Source organism: Caballeronia novacaledonica (assembly GCF_900258035.1).
Lineage (GTDB): Bacteria > Pseudomonadota > Gammaproteobacteria > Burkholderiales > Burkholderiaceae > Caballeronia > Caballeronia novacaledonica.
The window spans coordinates 160,788-176,143 of the sequence record NZ_OGTP01000001.1 but is presented as its reverse complement, the minus strand read 5'-3'; the positions used below and the strand labels follow the sequence as shown (position 1 = coordinate 176,143).

Here is a 15,356-nt window from a genome sequence, read left to right as displayed (position 1 = left end):
GTGAGGACGTAATGGATCGCCTCGGCGCCGCTACTGTCCGGCGGTGGCGTCGCCTTCGATGGGGCCGCCGTAATCGCTGATCGCGATGAAATGGACCTTTCCGCTCGTGACGCCGCTCATCTGCGGCACGGGAATGATCTGCGTGGAACGTGGCGCGACCATTCCACCGGTCTCGTTCTTGAACGTGCGTCCATTGGACGATACGGAAATTTCGCTGAACGAAACGTGATACGCACTCGGATTCGATACGGAGAGCGCCAGGCCCGCGCCGCCGGCGGCGGGCACGACGCGCCATTCGAGCGTTTTAGGTGCTTCGTCCGGGCGGCCCGGCAGTTGGGGCGGACGCACGAAGACCTTGATGCGCGTGCGGTAGGCCATTTGCAGCGTGTTGGCGTCGGGCTTGGCGCCGGCCTTGGGCGGAACGTCGAGCACGTTGAGCCAGAATACCGACTCGCGATCCTGCGGCAAGGCGTCGCCGCCATACATCAGGCGCAAGGTCTGCGATTTGTTCGGGTCCATGCGGAAAATCGGCGGCGTGATGACGAACGGCGTCTTGATATCGCCGGGCTTCGCGTCCGCGTTGCCATCGTCCATCCATACCTGCACGAGCGCCGGCGCGCGGCTGTCGTTGTTCAGCTTCACGCTGACTTCCCGCTGATCGAGCGGATAGATCACGCGCGTGCCGCCTATCGTGACGCTGGCATGCGCGGCGCCCGCAAGCAATGTCGTGAGCATTCCCAATATTGCAATCAAGCGTTTCAACGTATTCATCGCTGACATCCGAATGTCCCGGCCTTGCGCCGGCGCAAAACCGGACCGTCCCTCGTCGGGACGGCCCGCGCGCTCGTTACTGATATTGCATCGTGTATTGCACCGAGGTGCTGACCAGGCCCGGGGTGGCCTTGCCCGTCGCGAAATACTGGGCGAAATAGTTCAACGTGGCGACGCCGCCCGAGATCGTGGCGCCGTTGCTGGCCACGTCGTTGTTCGCATTCGTGAGGATATTGATAGGCTGCATTTGGGCGTTTAGCAAGCGTACTTCCACGTTGCCCGCGGGCGATCCCATCGACTGGTTGACCAGATAGCCGCTGCTCTGATCGACCGTCGGGCCGTTTTCAAAGCGAGCGACGGCTTTCGTCGCCGCGCCGCTGCAACCGCTCAGCGAAAGCGTGATGTCGCCCAGGTTCGATGTGCCCGCCGTCGCGCCAGCGGCCGACAGCGCGCTCACGTTCACGACCGGAAGCGTCACCGAAATGTTGGCCGGCGTGCCGCTGGCGGCGCCGTTGATCGAGCACGTCGAGTCCGAGACCGCACCGGTGATCGCGATGGTGCCATCGGCGGCGTGGGCGTTCATCGACGTCAGAGCGACGACGCTCATGGAAACGAGGGCGGCTGCGAGGATGATGCGCTTTTTCATGTAATGCTCCTGAGAAATTCGTGATGGAAGAATTCGGACTGCACATCGGCGCGCATGGCTGAGTTTCGAATGCCATGCTGCATCGGCGAACGCTTTGCGCTTGATTCAGGGTGGTGCCCTGGAAGCTGGCTTTCGCCGCGATCTGCGTTGAACGGAATAGTAAAAAAGTGCGACTAAGAAAGCTCTAATCCAATTCTCAATTTGAGATAGCGCGTATTAGGACAACAGCGCTGAAGCGGACGACACCGCCGCACCTTGGAAATTTGTCCGACGATTGCCGATCGCGACGCGCGAGCCTCGCGTCGCGCCGAATCGCAATTTGTCCGAACCGTCTAGTACATTTCCAGCATCGTGACCTGTGCACAACACGGCCTTGCCAGCACTCGGTGATGCCGGGAGAATCGAAGCAACGGCCTGAAACCGTTCCTTCATCCATGCCGTCGGCAGAAACAATGCTGCGCGTGACGGCGCATCACGAGAACTCGATGGCAACCTTAGAGGGCAAGGCGCGCTACCGCATCGATACCGATAGCACCGGCGCCGGTATCGCCATCATGATCCTGACGACGGCGAGCTTCGCCGCGAGCGATTCCACCGTCAAGCTGATCGGCACCGCAGTCCCTCTTCTCGCGCTGCTCTGGGTGCGCTACGTCTTTCAGATGATCGTGATGGGCGTCTGGCAAGTCCGGCGGCGCGCGTTCGGTCTCTTCCGCTCGGGCAGCGTCAGGCTTCAGATCGTGCGCGCGGTGCTGCTACTCACCAATTCCGCATGCACGTTCGCGGGCTTGCGGCATTTGCCGCTGCCGGTCACGACTTCCCTCGCGATGCTCGCGCCGCTCATTTCCACGCTGCTCGCCGCGCTCGTGCTCAAAGACGAAGTGTCGCGCAGCAAATGGGCGATGGTCGTGCTCGGGTTCATCGGCATGTTGCTGGTCGTGCGGCCGGGCGGCAGCCAGTTCAGTTGGACCGTGATTTTTCCGATCGGCGCGGCGACGACGTTCGCGTGCTTTCAGGTGGTGTCGAGCCATCTTTCGCGCGTCGACGACGCCATCACGACTAACTTCCTGACGGCGCTCGTCGCCACTGTGCTGCTATGCGCGCTCGTGTGGATGGATCAGGCCGAAACCTTGCCCGCGCTCGCGCAGGTGCGCGTGGGAAGCTGGCTGCTCGTCGTCTTCATGGCGACGATGGCGACCCTCGGGCACGGGCTCATGCTTCAGGCGCTGAAGCGCGCCCCGCTCTCCGTGCTGACGCCGTTCGCCTACGGCCAGCTCGCGTTTGCTGCGCTCTTCAGTTGGCTGCTGTTCGGACAGGTGCCGGATCTCTGGATGGCGACCGGCATGTGCGTGATCGCGGCGAGCGGCATCGGCACCGTGCTGCTGCACGGGCGCAAGACGGCGCAGGCCGTATCGACGGAAGTCTGACGCTCGGGGAAACGCGAAAGACGGCGCGCGCGATGCGCGCCGAAGCGGAGGCGATCAGTTGGCGGAATGCGCCTGGCCCGTGCAGAGCCAGTGCGGATCGATGTCGAGCGCTCTCGCGATGCGGTTGAATGCCGCGAACGGCGGAACCGTGATGCCGCGCCGCCAGAATTGCACGTCGTGCTCGCTCACATCGAGCCAGCCGGCGGCTTTTGCGGAACTGACGTTGGCCTTCTGCAAGGCCCGGTCGAGTCGTGCGGCCATGGCGCGCCGCAAGGCGTTGTCTTCGTGACTGCGTTCAAGGTGGCCAAGGGTTTGGGAATGTCGCCCCATTTTCTTCAAGTCTCTCGATTTATCTCTTTATGCCGTTCAGCGCCGGCTCATTCGCGCGAGGGTGAATCCTACGGATTTACGATGACGTGGCAGTGACAGAAATACCGATAATCACCCTGCCCCGTGAAATGCCCGTCGCGTGTGTTGCAGTGCGAGATTCTTCCAATTGCGGCATCAATGCGTCAAGTGGGGAAACAACGCATTCGGCAATTTTTGGCTTAGGTGTTTACGAGAAGCCGCCTGTTCCCGTCGAGCCGTGCGTAATTTCATTTGCATGAATCGACCGTCCGATTGGTCAGGATTTTTACGCGTTTTGGAAGATTGCCGATAATCAAATGATCGTGCGGATTTCGTGAAGTGTGATCGAAGCGATTGCTTTTAATAAGCCTGCTCATTTAATGATCGCAAGTAACGATTTTTGAATAACGGGCTATATGGTTTAAAGTCAAGCGGGGAAAACGTAATTGACACTCCACACGCTTCCCTTAAAATGGATCAATCGCTGCACTGCACAAATTCATCGCATAATCATTGGGCCACTTCCATATGGAGTCGAGCATGAGCAGTCTTGCGCCGGAAAATGTCATCGCGTCACAGAAGGCCGGGGTCGACACGACGTTCGGTCTCGCCGCCCAGTCTGTCGGGGGCTTCGAAAGGCTGGTCGACCTGAACGTGCGCACGGTCAGAACGGCGCTCGACGAGCATCAGGCGCTCATCGCCAAAACGCTCTCCGTGCGCGATCCGCAGGAATTCTTCGCGGTTCAGAATCAACATCTGCAAAGCAGCGTCCAGCGCGCGCAGGCGTACTGGACGGGCGTCTACGAGATCATGTCGGGCGTGCGCGGCAGCTACATGGAAGCGGCGCAGGATCACATCGAGAAATCGCAGCGTAATGTCCAGGCTTGCTTCGAAAGCCTCGTGAGCAACGCGCCCGCCGGCAGCGAAGCGGTCGTGGCGGCGTGGAAGACCGCGATCGATGCCGCGACCCAATCGGCGAATTCGGCTTACGAAGCCGCCAGGAAGGCCGCGAAGCAGGTGGTCGAAGCGGCGCAGAACGACGCCACGATGGCGAACCAGACGGCCGTGCGCGTCGTGTCGTCGAAGACGGCGAGCGCGAAGAAGTAAGGCGCGAATATCGGCGAAAAAGGCGGACGCGTTCCGCCTTTTTCTTTTTTCGCGTCAGCCGCCCAGACTCTTCAGCACGAGTTCATGCGAGCGGCCGATCCAGACGGCCGAATCGCGATGATCGACGAGCGCGTCGCCCGTATTCGGATGCATGAAGACATCGAGCGCGCCGTGGTTCAGCGCGAGCCAGGCGAGCATCGGCGCGAGCAGCTCGCCGCCGAATCCCAACTGGAACGACCACATCGGATGCGGTCCGACAGGACGTTCGTGAAAGCGTCCGAGGCGCAATGCGCCGCTTTGCAATTCGCCGGCGAATCGTTGCTCGATGACGAGCCGAAGCTGCCACGCCGCGTCGCGGCTCGCGGCGTCGAAATAGATATGCGCGTGCCAGTCGGCGATCGTGCGGGAGTCCGTGGCGTTCATCGTTGATCCGTGCGCGGCAATATCGAGACACGTTTCATTTTAGCGGACCGCTTTCAGCAACGTTCGAGCGTCCAGAGCACGGCGCCGTCAGCGAAGGCGCGGTGATGCGTCGCGCGCATGCCGATATCCGCGCCGAGCTGCGACAACACGAACGCGTCGGCGAAGCGCGTCAGGCCGCCGATCGGCATCGTTGCTTTCGACAATCGCTCGATCCACAGCCAGCCCGCGTCGCCGGAAAGCGATTCGACGCGGCCCTTGATCGACCGCACGAGAACGCGGCTTTGCGGCAAGCCGTCATCGATGACCCAGATTCGCGTCGAAGCCTGCGACGCGCCGGCAAGCGAAATCCACGGCAATCCCGATGCGCCCGCCGCAATGAGAAACGCGCGCCGCGTCGCGTTCACCGCCCTTCTCCGTCCGCGCTTTTCGGACCCTTCGTCGGCCAGATGCCCTGCTTGCCCGGCGACAGAATTCCGTTCGGATCGAGCGCCGTCTTGATCGTGTCCGACAGCCGCATCAGCGCGTGATCGTTGAAGTCGTATTGCGCGGCGGCCAGATCCATATACGAGAGATGCGTCCGGTATTGCCCGTAACCTGCCGCGCCCGCATCGCGGATCAGCGTTTCGATGAGCGCGCCGGCATCGCGCGACTGCTTCGGATCGTCGTGATCGAAAATCGCCGCGAAAATGTGATGCATCGCGCGCGCGCCCGCGGTGAAACCGCCGTAATAATCGAAGCCGAATTGCGCGGCGCGCTCGCGCACCATGCGGACCTGCTTCGCGGCATCGCGTCCGATCGGCGGGCAGATCGGCGAAAAATCGATATGCGCGCCCGAGCCGCCGCGCCAGTTCAGCAGATTGAACGCTTCGAGCCCCGGAATGCCGACTTGCGCGCGATCGCCGCCGCCTTCCGGCTCGACGGACGCATCGCGATACGGCATCTCGAAGAGCGTCGCGCCCGCGATCGGCTGAAAACGCGCATGCACGATATCGCGCCGCGCCTTCACGAGCGACGGCGCGCCATATAAGCAAAAACGCAGATTCCAGCGCCCGATGCCGATCTTGCGCGCCATGGCGCCGATGGCGTCGTCGGGCATCGCGCCTTCGCCGTCGTACCATTCCTTTCGCGTCGAGACGCCCGCCGCCCAGCGCACGGCGCTTTCGATGACCGCGTTGCTTTGAATCGTGCCGTCCATTTTGAGCGGACGCAGCGTATCGACGACGCGTTCGAGATCGTCCTCGCGCGCGAACGCGTAGCGGCAGATCATGTAGCCCTCGGGCGCGGGCATGAGCCAGATGCCGAGCTTCGTCACGACGCCGAAGTTCGACTGCATGAACATGTCGTCGTAGGACGGCCCGAAGCCGCTTCTGAAAACCTGCCAGTCGCGGCTCGACGCCATCGCGCCCATGCCGGTGCGCACGACGTCGCCGTTCGCAAGCACGACTTCCATGCCGCACTGATGCGCCGCGTGATCGCCGTAGGGCGTCGTGCCATAGCCGCGTTCGAGCGTGTTGCCGATCACGCTGCCCCAGCCCGCCGCGGGCGGATCGAGCCAGAATTTTCGCGGCACGCCGAGCGCGCGATGCAGCTCGTAATACGTCACGCCCGGCTCGACCAGCGCATAGCCGAGCGTTTCATCGATTTCGATGATGCGGTTCATCCGCCGCAAGTCGAGCACCACGCAGCCGTGCATGCGCGGCGCCGCGCCGCCGTAAGCGAAGTTGCGTCCCGTCGATACGGTCCAGAGCGGCACGCGATACCGGTTCGCCACCGCCAGCGCCGCGCGCACGCCTTCGACGTCCTTCGGCAGCACGACGGCGGATGGCGCGTGCGCGAGGGCGTCGGCGGGTGCGAATGGATCGAGATACGCAGCAGGATCGCCGGACAGGACCGCATCGTCGCCGAGCGCCGCCGCGAACGACGCCAGCGCCGCGCGAAACCGCTCCGCCGACAGTCCCGGCGGCAGGGGCGCCGCGCTCAATATCCGCCGCTGCTGCCGCTGCTGGACGTCGTGCCCGATGAGTTCGAACTGCCATCGGTCTGGCATCCCGCGAGCAGGCCGGCGAGCAGGGCGAGCACGACTGTTGCGATTCTGGCGAGCTTCATGAAAGCACCTCCGAAAGGTTTGAAAAGCCGGGCACGGCGATTAAGCCGCTTGTCCATTAAACGCTCGACGGTGCGCCGATATTCCTTCGCGAACCCGTGTGAGACAATTTCGCGCCCTTTCTCCCCAGCACGCGATGAAGCGCTCTCGCGAAGCACGACGTCCCGCTCATCGAGGACGATGTCTACGGCGAACTGCATTTCGCGCCGGGTTACCGGCTCGGCTGGGTCGCGGCGGGCCGATACGCCGGCGCGATCCGGCGGCTCAAGCTGATGACGAGCATTTCGACGAGCATCCCGGTGCAGGCGGGCATCGCCGACTATCTGCAGCATGGCGGCTTCGACAGACACCTGCGCAAGCTGCGCGTCGCGCTCCTCACGCAACGCGACGCGATGGAGCACGCCATCGCGCGCTGGCTGCCGCCTGACGTCGCGTTCGTTCAGCCGGACGGCGGCTATTTCCTGTGGCTGCGGCTGGCCGAGCACGTCGACGCGATGCAACTGCACAGGCGCGGGCTCGAACATGGCATCAACGTGACGCCCGGACCGATTTTCTCCGCGCGCCACGCGTTCGGGAATTACGTGCGCATCAACTTTGGTCATCCGTGGTCGCCGCAGATCGAAGACGCGATGAAAACGCTCGGCGAATTGCTGCGCGCGGCATCGTAGAAGGCGCGTCGGCGCCGATCACCAATGCTAGACTGCTGTACATGCATACAGTATCCGACGAGCCCGCCTACACCGTCGCCGTGCGCGCGCTGTGCGAGTTCACCGCGAAACAGGGCGATCTCGACCTGCGCTTCACGCCGACGCCGAGCGCGCAGGAAGGCGTCGCGGGCCACGTCGCGGTGACGAGCCGGCGGCCGGCCGGCTATCAGAAGGAAATTTCACTGTCGGAAACCTGCGGGGCGCTGTGCGTGCGCGGCCGCGCCGACGGCTACGATCCCGCCCTCAACCGTCTCGAAGAGATCAAGACGCATCGCGGCAAGCTCGAATCGATGCCGCTGAATCATCGGCATCTGCATTGGGCGCAGGCGCGCGTGTACGCGCATCTGATGTGCCGCAAGCTCGGGCTCGAAGCCATCGAGGTCGCGCTCGTGTATTTCGATATCGTCGATCAAACCGAGAGCGTGCTCGTCGAAACGCAGACAGCCGAAGCGCTCGCTGCGCATTTCGCGGCGCAGTGCGAGCGCTTCGTCGCGTGGGCGAAGCAGGAAATGCAGCACGGCGCGGCGCGCGACGACGCGCTGAAAACGCTCGCCTTCCCTCACGCGGATTTCCGGCCCGGCCAGCGCGCGCTCGCGGAAGCGGTGTATCGCTCGGCGGTGTCCGGCCGATGTCTCGCGGCGCAAGCACCGACCGGCATCGGCAAAACGGTCGGCACGCTCTTTCCGCTGCTGAAGGCATGGCCCGGCCAGCGGCTCGACAAGATCTTCTTTCTCACGGCGAAGAGCGCGGGGCGCCAACTCGCGCTCGACGCGCTGACGACGCTCGCCGCCAGGCCATTGCGCGTCGTCGAACTCGTTGCGCGCGACAAGGCGTGCGAGTATCCGGATCGCGCGTGTCACGGGGAATCGTGTCCGCTCGCACGCGGCTTCTACGATCGCCTCGCCGGGGCGCGCGCCGCCGCGCTCGAATGCGCGCAGTTCGATCGCACGTCGGTCGCGGAGGTCGCGCGGCGGCATGAAGTCTGTCCGTACTATCTGAGCCAGGAACTGTCGCGCTGGGGCGACGTGATCGTCGGCGACTACAACTATTACTTCGATACGAGCGCCATGCTCTTCGCGCTCGCGGAGGCGAATCGCTGGCGCGTGTCGGTGCTCGTCGACGAAGCGCATAACCTCGTCGAACGGGCGCGCGCCATGTATTCCGCGACGCTAGATCAGGCCGCCTTCAACGCGATGCGCCGCACCGCGCCGCCTCCGCTCAAGCAGGCGCTCGGGCGCGTGGCGCGAAGCTGGAACGAGATCACGCGCGATCAGGACGCGGCGAACATCGAATACGCGGCCCATGCGGAGCCGCCCGCGCGCCTTTTGACCGCGCTCGGACAGGCTGTCTCGCTGATGACCGAAACGCTCGCCGGGCAACCCGACGTCTTCACGCCCGACACCTTGCGCTTCTATTTCGATGCGATGCATTTCACGCGTATCGCGGAGCGCTTCGGCTCGCATTCGCTCTTCGACATCACGCTGGCCGGCGCGCGTTCGAGCGCCAGGAAACGCCACGCCGTGCTGTGCCTGCGCAACGTGATTCCCGCGCCGCACCTCGCGCCGCGTTTCGCGCGCGCCCACAGCGTCGCGCTGTTTTCCGCGACGCTCACGCCCGCGCACTTCTACGCCGATACGCTCGGCCTGCCGGAATCGAGCGTGCGCATCGAAGTCGAATCGCCCTTTTCCGCCGAACAGCTCGACGTGCGCGCCATCGCCGATCTTTCCACGCGTTATCGCGACCGCGAGCGCTCGGTGGATCGCATCGCCGATCTCATCGCCGCGCAGTTTTTCAGCGCCGAGGGCAATTACCTCAGCTTCTTCAGCAGCTTCGAGTATCTGGCGCAGGTCGCGGCGGCGCTCGCGGCGCGACATCCGTCGATTCCCTGCTGGCAGCAGTCCCGCGCGATGAGCGAAGCGGCGCAGCGCGAATTCCTCGCGCGTTTCGTCGCCGACGGGCGCGGCGTCGGCTTCGCCGTGCTGGGCGGTGCGTTCGGCGAAGCGATCGATTTGCCCGGCACGCGGCTCATCGGCGCGTTCGTCGCGACGCTCGGTCTGCCGCAGCTCAACCCCGTGAACCAGCAAATGAAAGCGCGCATGCACGCGGCGTTCGGCGAGGGTTATGCGTACACGTATCTGTTTCCCGGCTTGCAAAAAGTCGTGCAGGCGGCCGGGCGCGTGATTCGCGGGCCGCTCGATCGCGGCGTGCTTTATCTGCTCGACGACCGCTTCGCGCGCGCCGACGTGCGGCGTCTTTTGCCCGCGTGGTGGCAGGTGAAAGTGCTGCGGCAACGCGACCTGGACGAATCGCGCAATCCCGCCATTTAGACGCGCGCGAGGCCGCCGTTAACTGACTCATCGCGGGCATTCGTCTTGCTGCTCTCAGGCACCTCAGGGACACGCAGATGTCCCCACAGGGCCGAGAAAGCCCACCCTAGGAGAACCCATGTCTGCCGCTCATAACCCGCGACCCATCGATGCGCTCGACATGCTCGAAGCCGATCACCGCGCCATCGAACAATTGTTCGATGCCTTCGAACGCGCGGAACGCGACGACTACGAACGCAAGAACACGCTCGTTCAGCGCGCGTGCGAACTGCTGACGATCCACGCGATCGTCGAGGAAGAAATGCTGTATCCGGTCGCGCAGAACGCGCTCACCGCCGACCAACGCATCGACGTGGACGAAGCCTACGTCGAGCATTTTCTCGTGAAGACGCTGATCGAACGAATCACGAGCCTGAGAGCCGGCGACGACGGTTTCGACGCGACCTTCAAGGTGCTCAAGGAGAACACGACGCATCACATCGAGGAAGAGGAAACCACGCTGTTTCCGGAAGTGCGCAAGACGCAGATGGATCTCGTCGCGATCGGCGCGAAGTTGGCCGCGCGCAAGCTCGCGCTGCATGAACACATTGCAGAGACCGCGCTGGCGCACTGACACGTCTTTCCGAATTGCGCAGCAAGACCCGGAGTGCGTGCGCTGCGCGCGCGGCGCACACTGACGGCAATTCACGCACATCCGGAGAAAACACATGAAGCTGCTGGAACGCGCGACGGCGGACGATATCGGCGAACGCATCGACGCGCTCGACTGGGCCGATCTCGAAGCGCAACTCGACGGCTACGGCTGCGCGACGGCGCCCGCTCTTCTCTCACGCGACGAATGCGAAACGCTCGCCGCGCTGTACGATCGCGACGGCATTTTTCGCAGCCGCGTCGTGATGGAGCGCCACGGCTTCGGGCGCGGCGAATACAAGTACTTCGCGTATCCGCTGCCCGACACGCTGGAACGCGCGCGGCACGCGGTGTATCCGCATCTCGCGCCGATCGCGAATCGGTGGAACGAAGTGATGCGCATCGAGACGCGTTATCCGCGCGCGCACGCGGAATTCATCGAGCGCTGTCATCGCGCGGGACAGACGCGGCCGACGCCGCTCCTGCTACGTTACGTGCCCGGCGATTTCAACTGCCTGCACCAGGATCTCTACGGCGAGCACGTCTTTCCGATTCAGATGGCGATCCTGCTTTCCGCGCCCGGCCGCGATTTCACCGGCGGCGAATTCGTGATGACGGAGCAACGTCCGCGCATGCAGTCGCGTGTGGAATCCGTGCCGCTTTCACAGGGCGATGCGGTGTTCTTCGCCGTGCATCATCGGCCGGTGCAGGGCACGCGCGGGCCGTATCGGGTGAACATGAAGCACGGCGTGAGCCGCCTCAAGTCGGGGCGGCGGCATATGCTCGGCGTGATCTTTCACGACGCGCAATGAGCGCGGGCGTTATTCGTTTTCGTCGAAGTAATGCCCGAAGCGCGCCTGCTTCGTCTTGATGTAGCGCTCGTTTTCCTCGCGCATCGGGATGGCGAGCGCGACGCGTTCGCACACGGGAATATCGTGCTTGAGCAGCGTGTCGAACTTCGACGGATTGTTGCTCATCAGGCGCACCGACTGCACCTTCATCGCGCGCAGGATCGCGGCGGCGGAGTCGTATTCGCGGGCGTCGTCGGGCAGGCCGAGATGCAGGTTCGCATCGACGGTATCGAGCCCCTGCTCCTGCAATGCATACGCGCGGATCTTGTTCGCGAGGCCGATGCCGCGCCCTTCATGCCCGCGCAGATACAGCAAAATCCCGCGATCTTCCGCGGCGATATAGCGCAACGCCAGGTCGAGCTGCTCGCCGCAATCGCAGCGGTACGAGCCGAACACGTCGCCGGTAACGCATTCGGAATGCAGGCGCGTGAGCACCGATTCGCCGTTGCTCACGTCGCCCATCACGAAGGCGATGTGCTCGACGTCCGTGTGCTTCACGCGATAGACGTAGGAATCGAACGTGCCGTAGCGCGTCGGAATGGTGGCGGTCGCCACGAGTTCGACATCCGCGCACTCGTCGCACTCGCCGAAGCGATGTTGCGAATCCTGCACGTCCTGCGGGGGAGAAGCGGTTTTCATAGGTCAATCTGCGAGTCCACGACGCCGGACCTCGGCCGATGCGTCATGCTTCATCACGCCAGCCCGGTTCGTCATGGTAAAGCCCATCGGGAAAGTTTGCAGATTGTCGCACGGCGCGCACCGCTTCCCGCGCTTTCCCGTACGGGCGTGCCGCTTATCGGAGCGCCGCGCTCACGCAGGTTTGTCGAACGTGCCGGGACTACTGTCCGTCGCGCGCCACTCGGGCTTGCGGACCGGATCGGCCTTCTGCAGCGCCGCGCGCACGCCGGCCGCGTCGAAATCGCCGGTATAAACGGGCGTCGCGGGCTGCTGACGCCACGAATCGTCGATTTCGCCCGCATCGACCGGATCGAAACCGATTTCATCGACGAGCTTCATTACGACGGCTTTCGCCTTCGCATCGTCACCGGCGACCGGCAGCGCGATGCGCCCCGGCGCGCCCGAAGGCTTGCCGCGATTGCGCAGGTGGTCCGCATAAATATTGTTGAACGCCTTCACGACCGGCCGGCCGATCTGCTGCTCGACCCAGCGGCTTTCAGTCGCGCCCTTCTCGATGCCGTCGATACGGCCGTCGCGCTGCCGCGGATAATAGTTGCCGGTGTCGATCACGACGACGTTCGCCGCCACGCCCGCGAACAGATCCTTCGGCAGATTCGGCACTTTCGCCTCCGGAATCGTCACCACGACGATATCCGCGTCCTTCACCGCCTCCCGCGCCTCGACGGCTGTCGCGCCGGTTTCGCGCTCGACCTCCGCGAGCGACGCCGGCCCGCGCGAATTGGCGATGCGCACGTCATGGCCGTTCTCGCCGAACCGCAGCGCCAGCACGGAACCGATATTCCCGGCCCCGATAATTCCGATTTTCATAACGCCTCCTTGAAATGAAGGTGGAAGCAGTCAAGTGCTTCCAGGGAACCTGTAGCGAACGACGCAATCCCAATGCCTTATGCGGGAAAACGACGAATATCGGCCTGATAGCCCCGGACTATCCCGACAATAAAATCAATCCACTTCGCAGGTGTGATAGTTTTACCGTATAGTTCACTTACTTCTTCAACACCACTCCAAAAGGAATCTGGTAAATGCCTATCATCAACAGCCAAGTCAAGCCGTTCAAAGCAACCGCCTACCACAATGGCGATTTCACGACCGTCACCGATGAAAGCCTGAAGGGCAAGTGGTCGGTGTTCGTGTTCTACCCGGCCGACTTCACGTTCGTGTGCCCGACGGAACTGGGCGACCTGGCTGACCGCTACGAAGAATTCCAGAAACTCGGCGTGGAAATCTACTCGGTTTCGACCGACACGCACTTCACGCACAAGGCATGGCACGACACGTCGGACACGATCCAGAAGATCAAGTATCCGATGCTCGCCGACCCGACGCTCGCAATCTCGCGCAACTTCGACGTTCTGATCGAAGAAGAAGGCCTGGCGCTGCGCGGCACGTTCGTGATCAACCCGGAAGGCGAGATCAAGCTGTGCGAAGTGCACGACAACGGCATCGGCCGTGACGCCGGCGAACTGCTCCGCAAGGTTCAGGCTGCGCAATACATCGCGAAGAACCCGGGTCAAGTGTGCCCCGCCAAGTGGACGCCGGGCGCTGAAACGCTGACCCCGTCGCTCGACCTGATCGGCAAGATCTAAGCCTCGTTTCTCGCGAGCGCTGCATCGAACTTGTCGCGGTTCAGCGGCAAGTTCACCCCGAAAAACGCCTTCGTCCGGCGCTGCGAACATCGCAGCGACGCGGCGAGGCGCGTCTGCAAGACCCAGTCAAGGAACGGACATCGCCATGCTCGACGCCAATCTCAAGAACCAGTTAAAAGCGTATTTGGAAAAAGTCACCCGGCCGATCGAACTCGTCGCCTTCCTCGACGACGGCGACAAATCGCGCGAGCTGAAAAGCCTGCTCGACGAGATCGCCTCGCTGTCGCATCAGATCAGCGTCGTCGAGAAAGAGGACGCCAGCGCGCGCCGTCCGTCCTTCACCATCGGCGAAGCGGGCAAGCCCGCGGGCATCCGGTTCGCCGGCATCCCGATGGGCCACGAATTCACGTCGCTCGTGCTTGCGCTGCTGCAGGCGGGCGGCCACCCGATCAAGCTCGACGACGCCACCATCGAGCAGATCAAAAATCTCGACGGCGACTTCGCGTTCGAAACGTATTTCTCGCTGTCGTGCCAGAACTGCCCGGAAGTCGTGCAGGCGCTGAACGTGATGGCGGTCATCAACCCGCGCATCAAGCACGTCGCGATCGACGGCGCGTTGTTCCAGCAGGAAGTCGAAGCGCGTCAGGTCATGTCCGTGCCGATGATGTTCATCAACGGCGAGAGCTTCGGCTCGGGCCGCATGGGCGTGAAGGAAATTCTCGCGAAGCTGGACACGGGCGCATCGGCGCGCGCGGCGAAGGAACTCGAGAACAAGCCGGTGTTCGACACGTTGATCGTCGGCGGCGGTCCGGCCGGCGCGGCGGCGGCGATTTATTCGGCGCGCAAGGGCATTGCGACGGGCGTCGTCGCGGAGCGTTTCGGCGGCCAGGTGATCGATACGATGGCCATCGAAAACTTCGTTTCCGTGCAGGAAACCGAAGGACCGAAGTTCGCGACCGCGCTCGAACAGCACGTGAAAACCTATGAAGTCGACGTGATGGACGTGCAGCGCGCCGAAAAGCTCGTGCCGGGCCGCATCAACGAGATTCATCTGGCGAGCGGCGCGGTGCTGAAGGCGAAGACGGTGATTCTGTCGACCGGCGCGCGCTGGCGCGAAATCGACGTGCCGGGCGAGCGCGAATATCGCGGGCGCGGCGTGGCGTACTGCCCGCACTGCGACGGCCCGCTCTTCAAGGGCAAGCGCGTCGCGGTGGTGGGCGGCGGAAATTCGGGCGTCGAAGCGGCGATCGATCTCGCGGGCATCGTCTCGGCGGTCACGCTGATCGAGTTCGGCAACGAGCTGCGCGCGGATGCGGTGTTGCAGAAGAAGCTGCGCAGTCTGTCGAACGTGACGATCGTCACGGCGGCGCAGACGACCGAAATCACCGGCGACGGCAAGAAAGTGAACGGCATCACGTACACGGACCGCGCGACGGGCGCGAGCCATCACGCGGAACTGGAAGGCGTGTTCGTGCAGATCGGCCTCGTGCCGAACACCGAATGGCTGAAGGGCACGGTGGAATTGTCGAAGCACGGCGAGATCGTCGTCGATGCGAGGGGCGCGACGTCGCTGCCGGGCGTGTTCGCCGCCGGCGACGTGACGACTGTGCCGTACAAGCAGATCGTGATCGCGGTCGGCGAAGGCGCGAAGGCATCGCTGTCGGCGTTCGATCATCTGATCCGCGCGTCGGTGGAAGACGAAGCAGTGGTCGAAGAAGAAGCGGCGGCCTGAG

General features: G+C 63.5%; 16 protein-coding genes and 1 pseudogene. 8 read left to right on the top strand and 9 right to left on the bottom strand.

Going from position 1 to position 15,356, the window contains the following annotated elements; genetic code table 11:
• Positions 1–30 precede the first annotated feature (30 nt).
• Together NOV72_RS00770 and NOV72_RS00765 are read right to left on the bottom strand one after the other, a co-directional pair.
• Complete coding sequence (locus tag NOV72_RS00770; RefSeq protein ID WP_106852675.1) at positions 31–771, bottom strand: fimbria/pilus periplasmic chaperone; 741 nt, start codon at positions 769–771, stop codon at positions 31–33.
• A gap of 76 nt (positions 772–847) precedes the next feature.
• Positions 848–1,417, bottom strand: coding sequence for a fimbrial protein (locus tag NOV72_RS00765; protein WP_106852674.1), 570 nt, complete (start codon positions 1,415–1,417; stop codon positions 848–850).
• Between the two features lie 485 nt (positions 1,418–1,902).
• On the opposite strand from NOV72_RS00765, the gene NOV72_RS00760 reads away from it, so the two are divergent.
• Positions 1,903–2,841, top strand: coding sequence for a DMT family transporter (locus NOV72_RS00760; protein WP_106853206.1), 939 nt, complete (start codon positions 1,903–1,905; stop codon positions 2,839–2,841).
• Between the two features lie 54 nt (positions 2,842–2,895).
• Here NOV72_RS00760 and NOV72_RS00755 read toward each other — a convergent pair whose 3' ends face one another.
• The gene (locus tag NOV72_RS00755) at positions 2,896–3,102 is read right to left on the bottom strand and encodes a helix-turn-helix domain-containing protein (RefSeq protein ID WP_106852673.1); all 207 of its coding nucleotides are present in this window, start codon (positions 3,100–3,102) and stop codon (positions 2,896–2,898) included.
• 627 nt (positions 3,103–3,729) lie between these two features.
• Here NOV72_RS00755 and NOV72_RS00750 point away from each other — a divergent pair.
• The gene (locus NOV72_RS00750) at positions 3,730–4,296 is read left to right on the top strand and encodes a phasin family protein (protein WP_245932842.1); all 567 of its coding nucleotides are present in this window, start codon (positions 3,730–3,732) and stop codon (positions 4,294–4,296) included.
• 54 nt (positions 4,297–4,350) lie between these two features.
• On the opposite strand, the gene NOV72_RS00745 is transcribed toward NOV72_RS00750, so the two are convergent.
• From NOV72_RS00745 to NOV72_RS31795, 4 genes are read right to left on the bottom strand one after another with little or no spacing between them, the layout of a single operon-like run.
• Positions 4,351–4,719: a DOPA 4,5-dioxygenase family protein gene (locus tag NOV72_RS00745; protein ID WP_106852671.1), complete on the bottom strand. Its 369-nt coding sequence runs from the start codon at positions 4,717–4,719 to the stop codon at positions 4,351–4,353.
• A 53-nt stretch (positions 4,720–4,772) separates the two neighbouring features.
• Positions 4,773–5,123 (bottom strand): hypothetical protein, encoded by a 351-nt coding sequence (locus tag NOV72_RS00740; protein ID WP_106852670.1) that lies wholly within the window; start codon positions 5,121–5,123, stop codon positions 4,773–4,775.
• On the bottom strand, positions 5,120–6,700 hold the full coding sequence (locus NOV72_RS00735; protein WP_106852669.1) for an FAD-binding oxidoreductase: 1,581 nt from the start codon (positions 6,698–6,700) through the stop codon (positions 5,120–5,122). Before NOV72_RS00735 ends, NOV72_RS00740 begins: the two co-directional genes overlap by 4 nt.
• Positions 6,697–7,023: a hypothetical protein gene (locus tag NOV72_RS31795; RefSeq protein WP_146149929.1), complete on the bottom strand. Its 327-nt coding sequence runs from the start codon at positions 7,021–7,023 to the stop codon at positions 6,697–6,699. Before NOV72_RS31795 ends, NOV72_RS00735 begins: the two co-directional genes overlap by 4 nt.
• Between NOV72_RS31795 and NOV72_RS00730 the strand changes: the two are divergent.
• The 4 genes and pseudogenes from NOV72_RS00730 to NOV72_RS00715 form a co-directional block, all read left to right on the top strand.
• Positions 6,970–7,491, top strand: a pseudogene (locus NOV72_RS00730) (aminotransferase class I/II-fold pyridoxal phosphate-dependent enzyme); the annotation flags it as partial. The gene NOV72_RS31795 and the pseudogene NOV72_RS00730 overlap by 54 nt on opposite strands.
• Before the next feature lie 41 nt (positions 7,492–7,532).
• A complete protein-coding gene (locus tag NOV72_RS00725) occupies positions 7,533–9,857 on the top strand; it encodes an ATP-dependent DNA helicase (protein WP_106852668.1) in 2,325 nt (774 codons plus the stop codon).
• A gap of 118 nt (positions 9,858–9,975) precedes the next feature.
• Positions 9,976–10,470 (top strand): hemerythrin domain-containing protein, encoded by a 495-nt coding sequence (locus tag NOV72_RS00720; protein ID WP_106852667.1) that lies wholly within the window; start codon positions 9,976–9,978, stop codon positions 10,468–10,470.
• A gap of 94 nt (positions 10,471–10,564) precedes the next feature.
• Positions 10,565–11,299 carry a 2OG-Fe(II) oxygenase gene (locus tag NOV72_RS00715; RefSeq protein WP_106852666.1) on the top strand — a complete coding sequence of 245 codons (735 nt, stop codon included), beginning with the start codon at positions 10,565–10,567 and terminating at the stop codon, positions 11,297–11,299.
• Between the two features lie 9 nt (positions 11,300–11,308).
• On the opposite strand, the gene ribA is transcribed toward NOV72_RS00715, so the two are convergent.
• Together ribA and NOV72_RS00705 are read right to left on the bottom strand one after the other, a co-directional pair.
• Complete coding sequence (gene ribA / locus NOV72_RS00710) at positions 11,309–11,977, bottom strand: GTP cyclohydrolase II (protein ID WP_106852665.1); 669 nt, start codon at positions 11,975–11,977, stop codon at positions 11,309–11,311.
• Positions 11,978–12,148: 171 nt separating this feature from the next.
• A complete protein-coding gene (locus tag NOV72_RS00705) occupies positions 12,149–12,844 on the bottom strand; it encodes an NADPH-dependent F420 reductase (protein ID WP_106852664.1) in 696 nt (231 codons plus the stop codon).
• Between the two features lie 215 nt (positions 12,845–13,059).
• On the opposite strand from NOV72_RS00705, the gene ahpC reads away from it, so the two are divergent.
• Together ahpC and ahpF are read left to right on the top strand one after the other, a co-directional pair.
• On the top strand, positions 13,060–13,623 hold the full coding sequence (gene ahpC, locus NOV72_RS00700) for an alkyl hydroperoxide reductase subunit C (RefSeq protein ID WP_106852663.1): 564 nt from the start codon (positions 13,060–13,062) through the stop codon (positions 13,621–13,623).
• Between the two features lie 145 nt (positions 13,624–13,768).
• Positions 13,769–15,355 (top strand): alkyl hydroperoxide reductase subunit F, encoded by a 1,587-nt coding sequence (gene ahpF, locus NOV72_RS00695; RefSeq protein WP_106852662.1) that lies wholly within the window; start codon positions 13,769–13,771, stop codon positions 15,353–15,355.
• Position 15,356 lies beyond the last annotated feature (1 nt).

Bases quoted from the DNA above. Each gene is read 5' to 3' on its own strand.
- NOV72_RS00770 (WP_106852675.1), bottom strand. From the start codon at position 771: ATGAATACGTTGAAACGCTTGATTGCAATATTGGGAATGCTCACGACA.
- NOV72_RS00765 (WP_106852674.1), bottom strand. From the start codon at position 1,417: ATGAAAAAGCGCATCATCCTCGCAGCCGCCCTCGTTTCCATGAGCGTC.
- NOV72_RS00760 (WP_106853206.1), top strand. From the start codon at position 1,903: ATGGCAACCTTAGAGGGCAAGGCGCGCTACCGCATCGATACCGATAGC.
- NOV72_RS00755 (WP_106852673.1), bottom strand. From the start codon at position 3,102: ATGGCCGCACGACTCGACCGGGCCTTGCAGAAGGCCAACGTCAGTTCC.
- NOV72_RS00750 (WP_245932842.1), top strand. From the start codon at position 3,730: ATGAGCAGTCTTGCGCCGGAAAATGTCATCGCGTCACAGAAGGCCGGG.
- NOV72_RS00745 (WP_106852671.1), bottom strand. From the start codon at position 4,719: ATGAACGCCACGGACTCCCGCACGATCGCCGACTGGCACGCGCATATC.
- NOV72_RS31795 (WP_146149929.1), bottom strand. From the start codon at position 7,023: ATGCAGTTCGCCGTAGACATCGTCCTCGATGAGCGGGACGTCGTGCTT.
- NOV72_RS00725 (WP_106852668.1), top strand. From the start codon at position 7,533: ATGCATACAGTATCCGACGAGCCCGCCTACACCGTCGCCGTGCGCGCG.
- NOV72_RS00720 (WP_106852667.1), top strand. From the start codon at position 9,976: ATGTCTGCCGCTCATAACCCGCGACCCATCGATGCGCTCGACATGCTC.
- NOV72_RS00715 (WP_106852666.1), top strand. From the start codon at position 10,565: ATGAAGCTGCTGGAACGCGCGACGGCGGACGATATCGGCGAACGCATC.
- ribA (WP_106852665.1), bottom strand. From the start codon at position 11,977: ATGAAAACCGCTTCTCCCCCGCAGGACGTGCAGGATTCGCAACATCGC.
- NOV72_RS00705 (WP_106852664.1), bottom strand. From the start codon at position 12,844: ATGAAAATCGGAATTATCGGGGCCGGGAATATCGGTTCCGTGCTGGCG.
- ahpC (WP_106852663.1), top strand. From the start codon at position 13,060: ATGCCTATCATCAACAGCCAAGTCAAGCCGTTCAAAGCAACCGCCTAC.
- ahpF (WP_106852662.1), top strand. From the start codon at position 13,769: ATGCTCGACGCCAATCTCAAGAACCAGTTAAAAGCGTATTTGGAAAAA.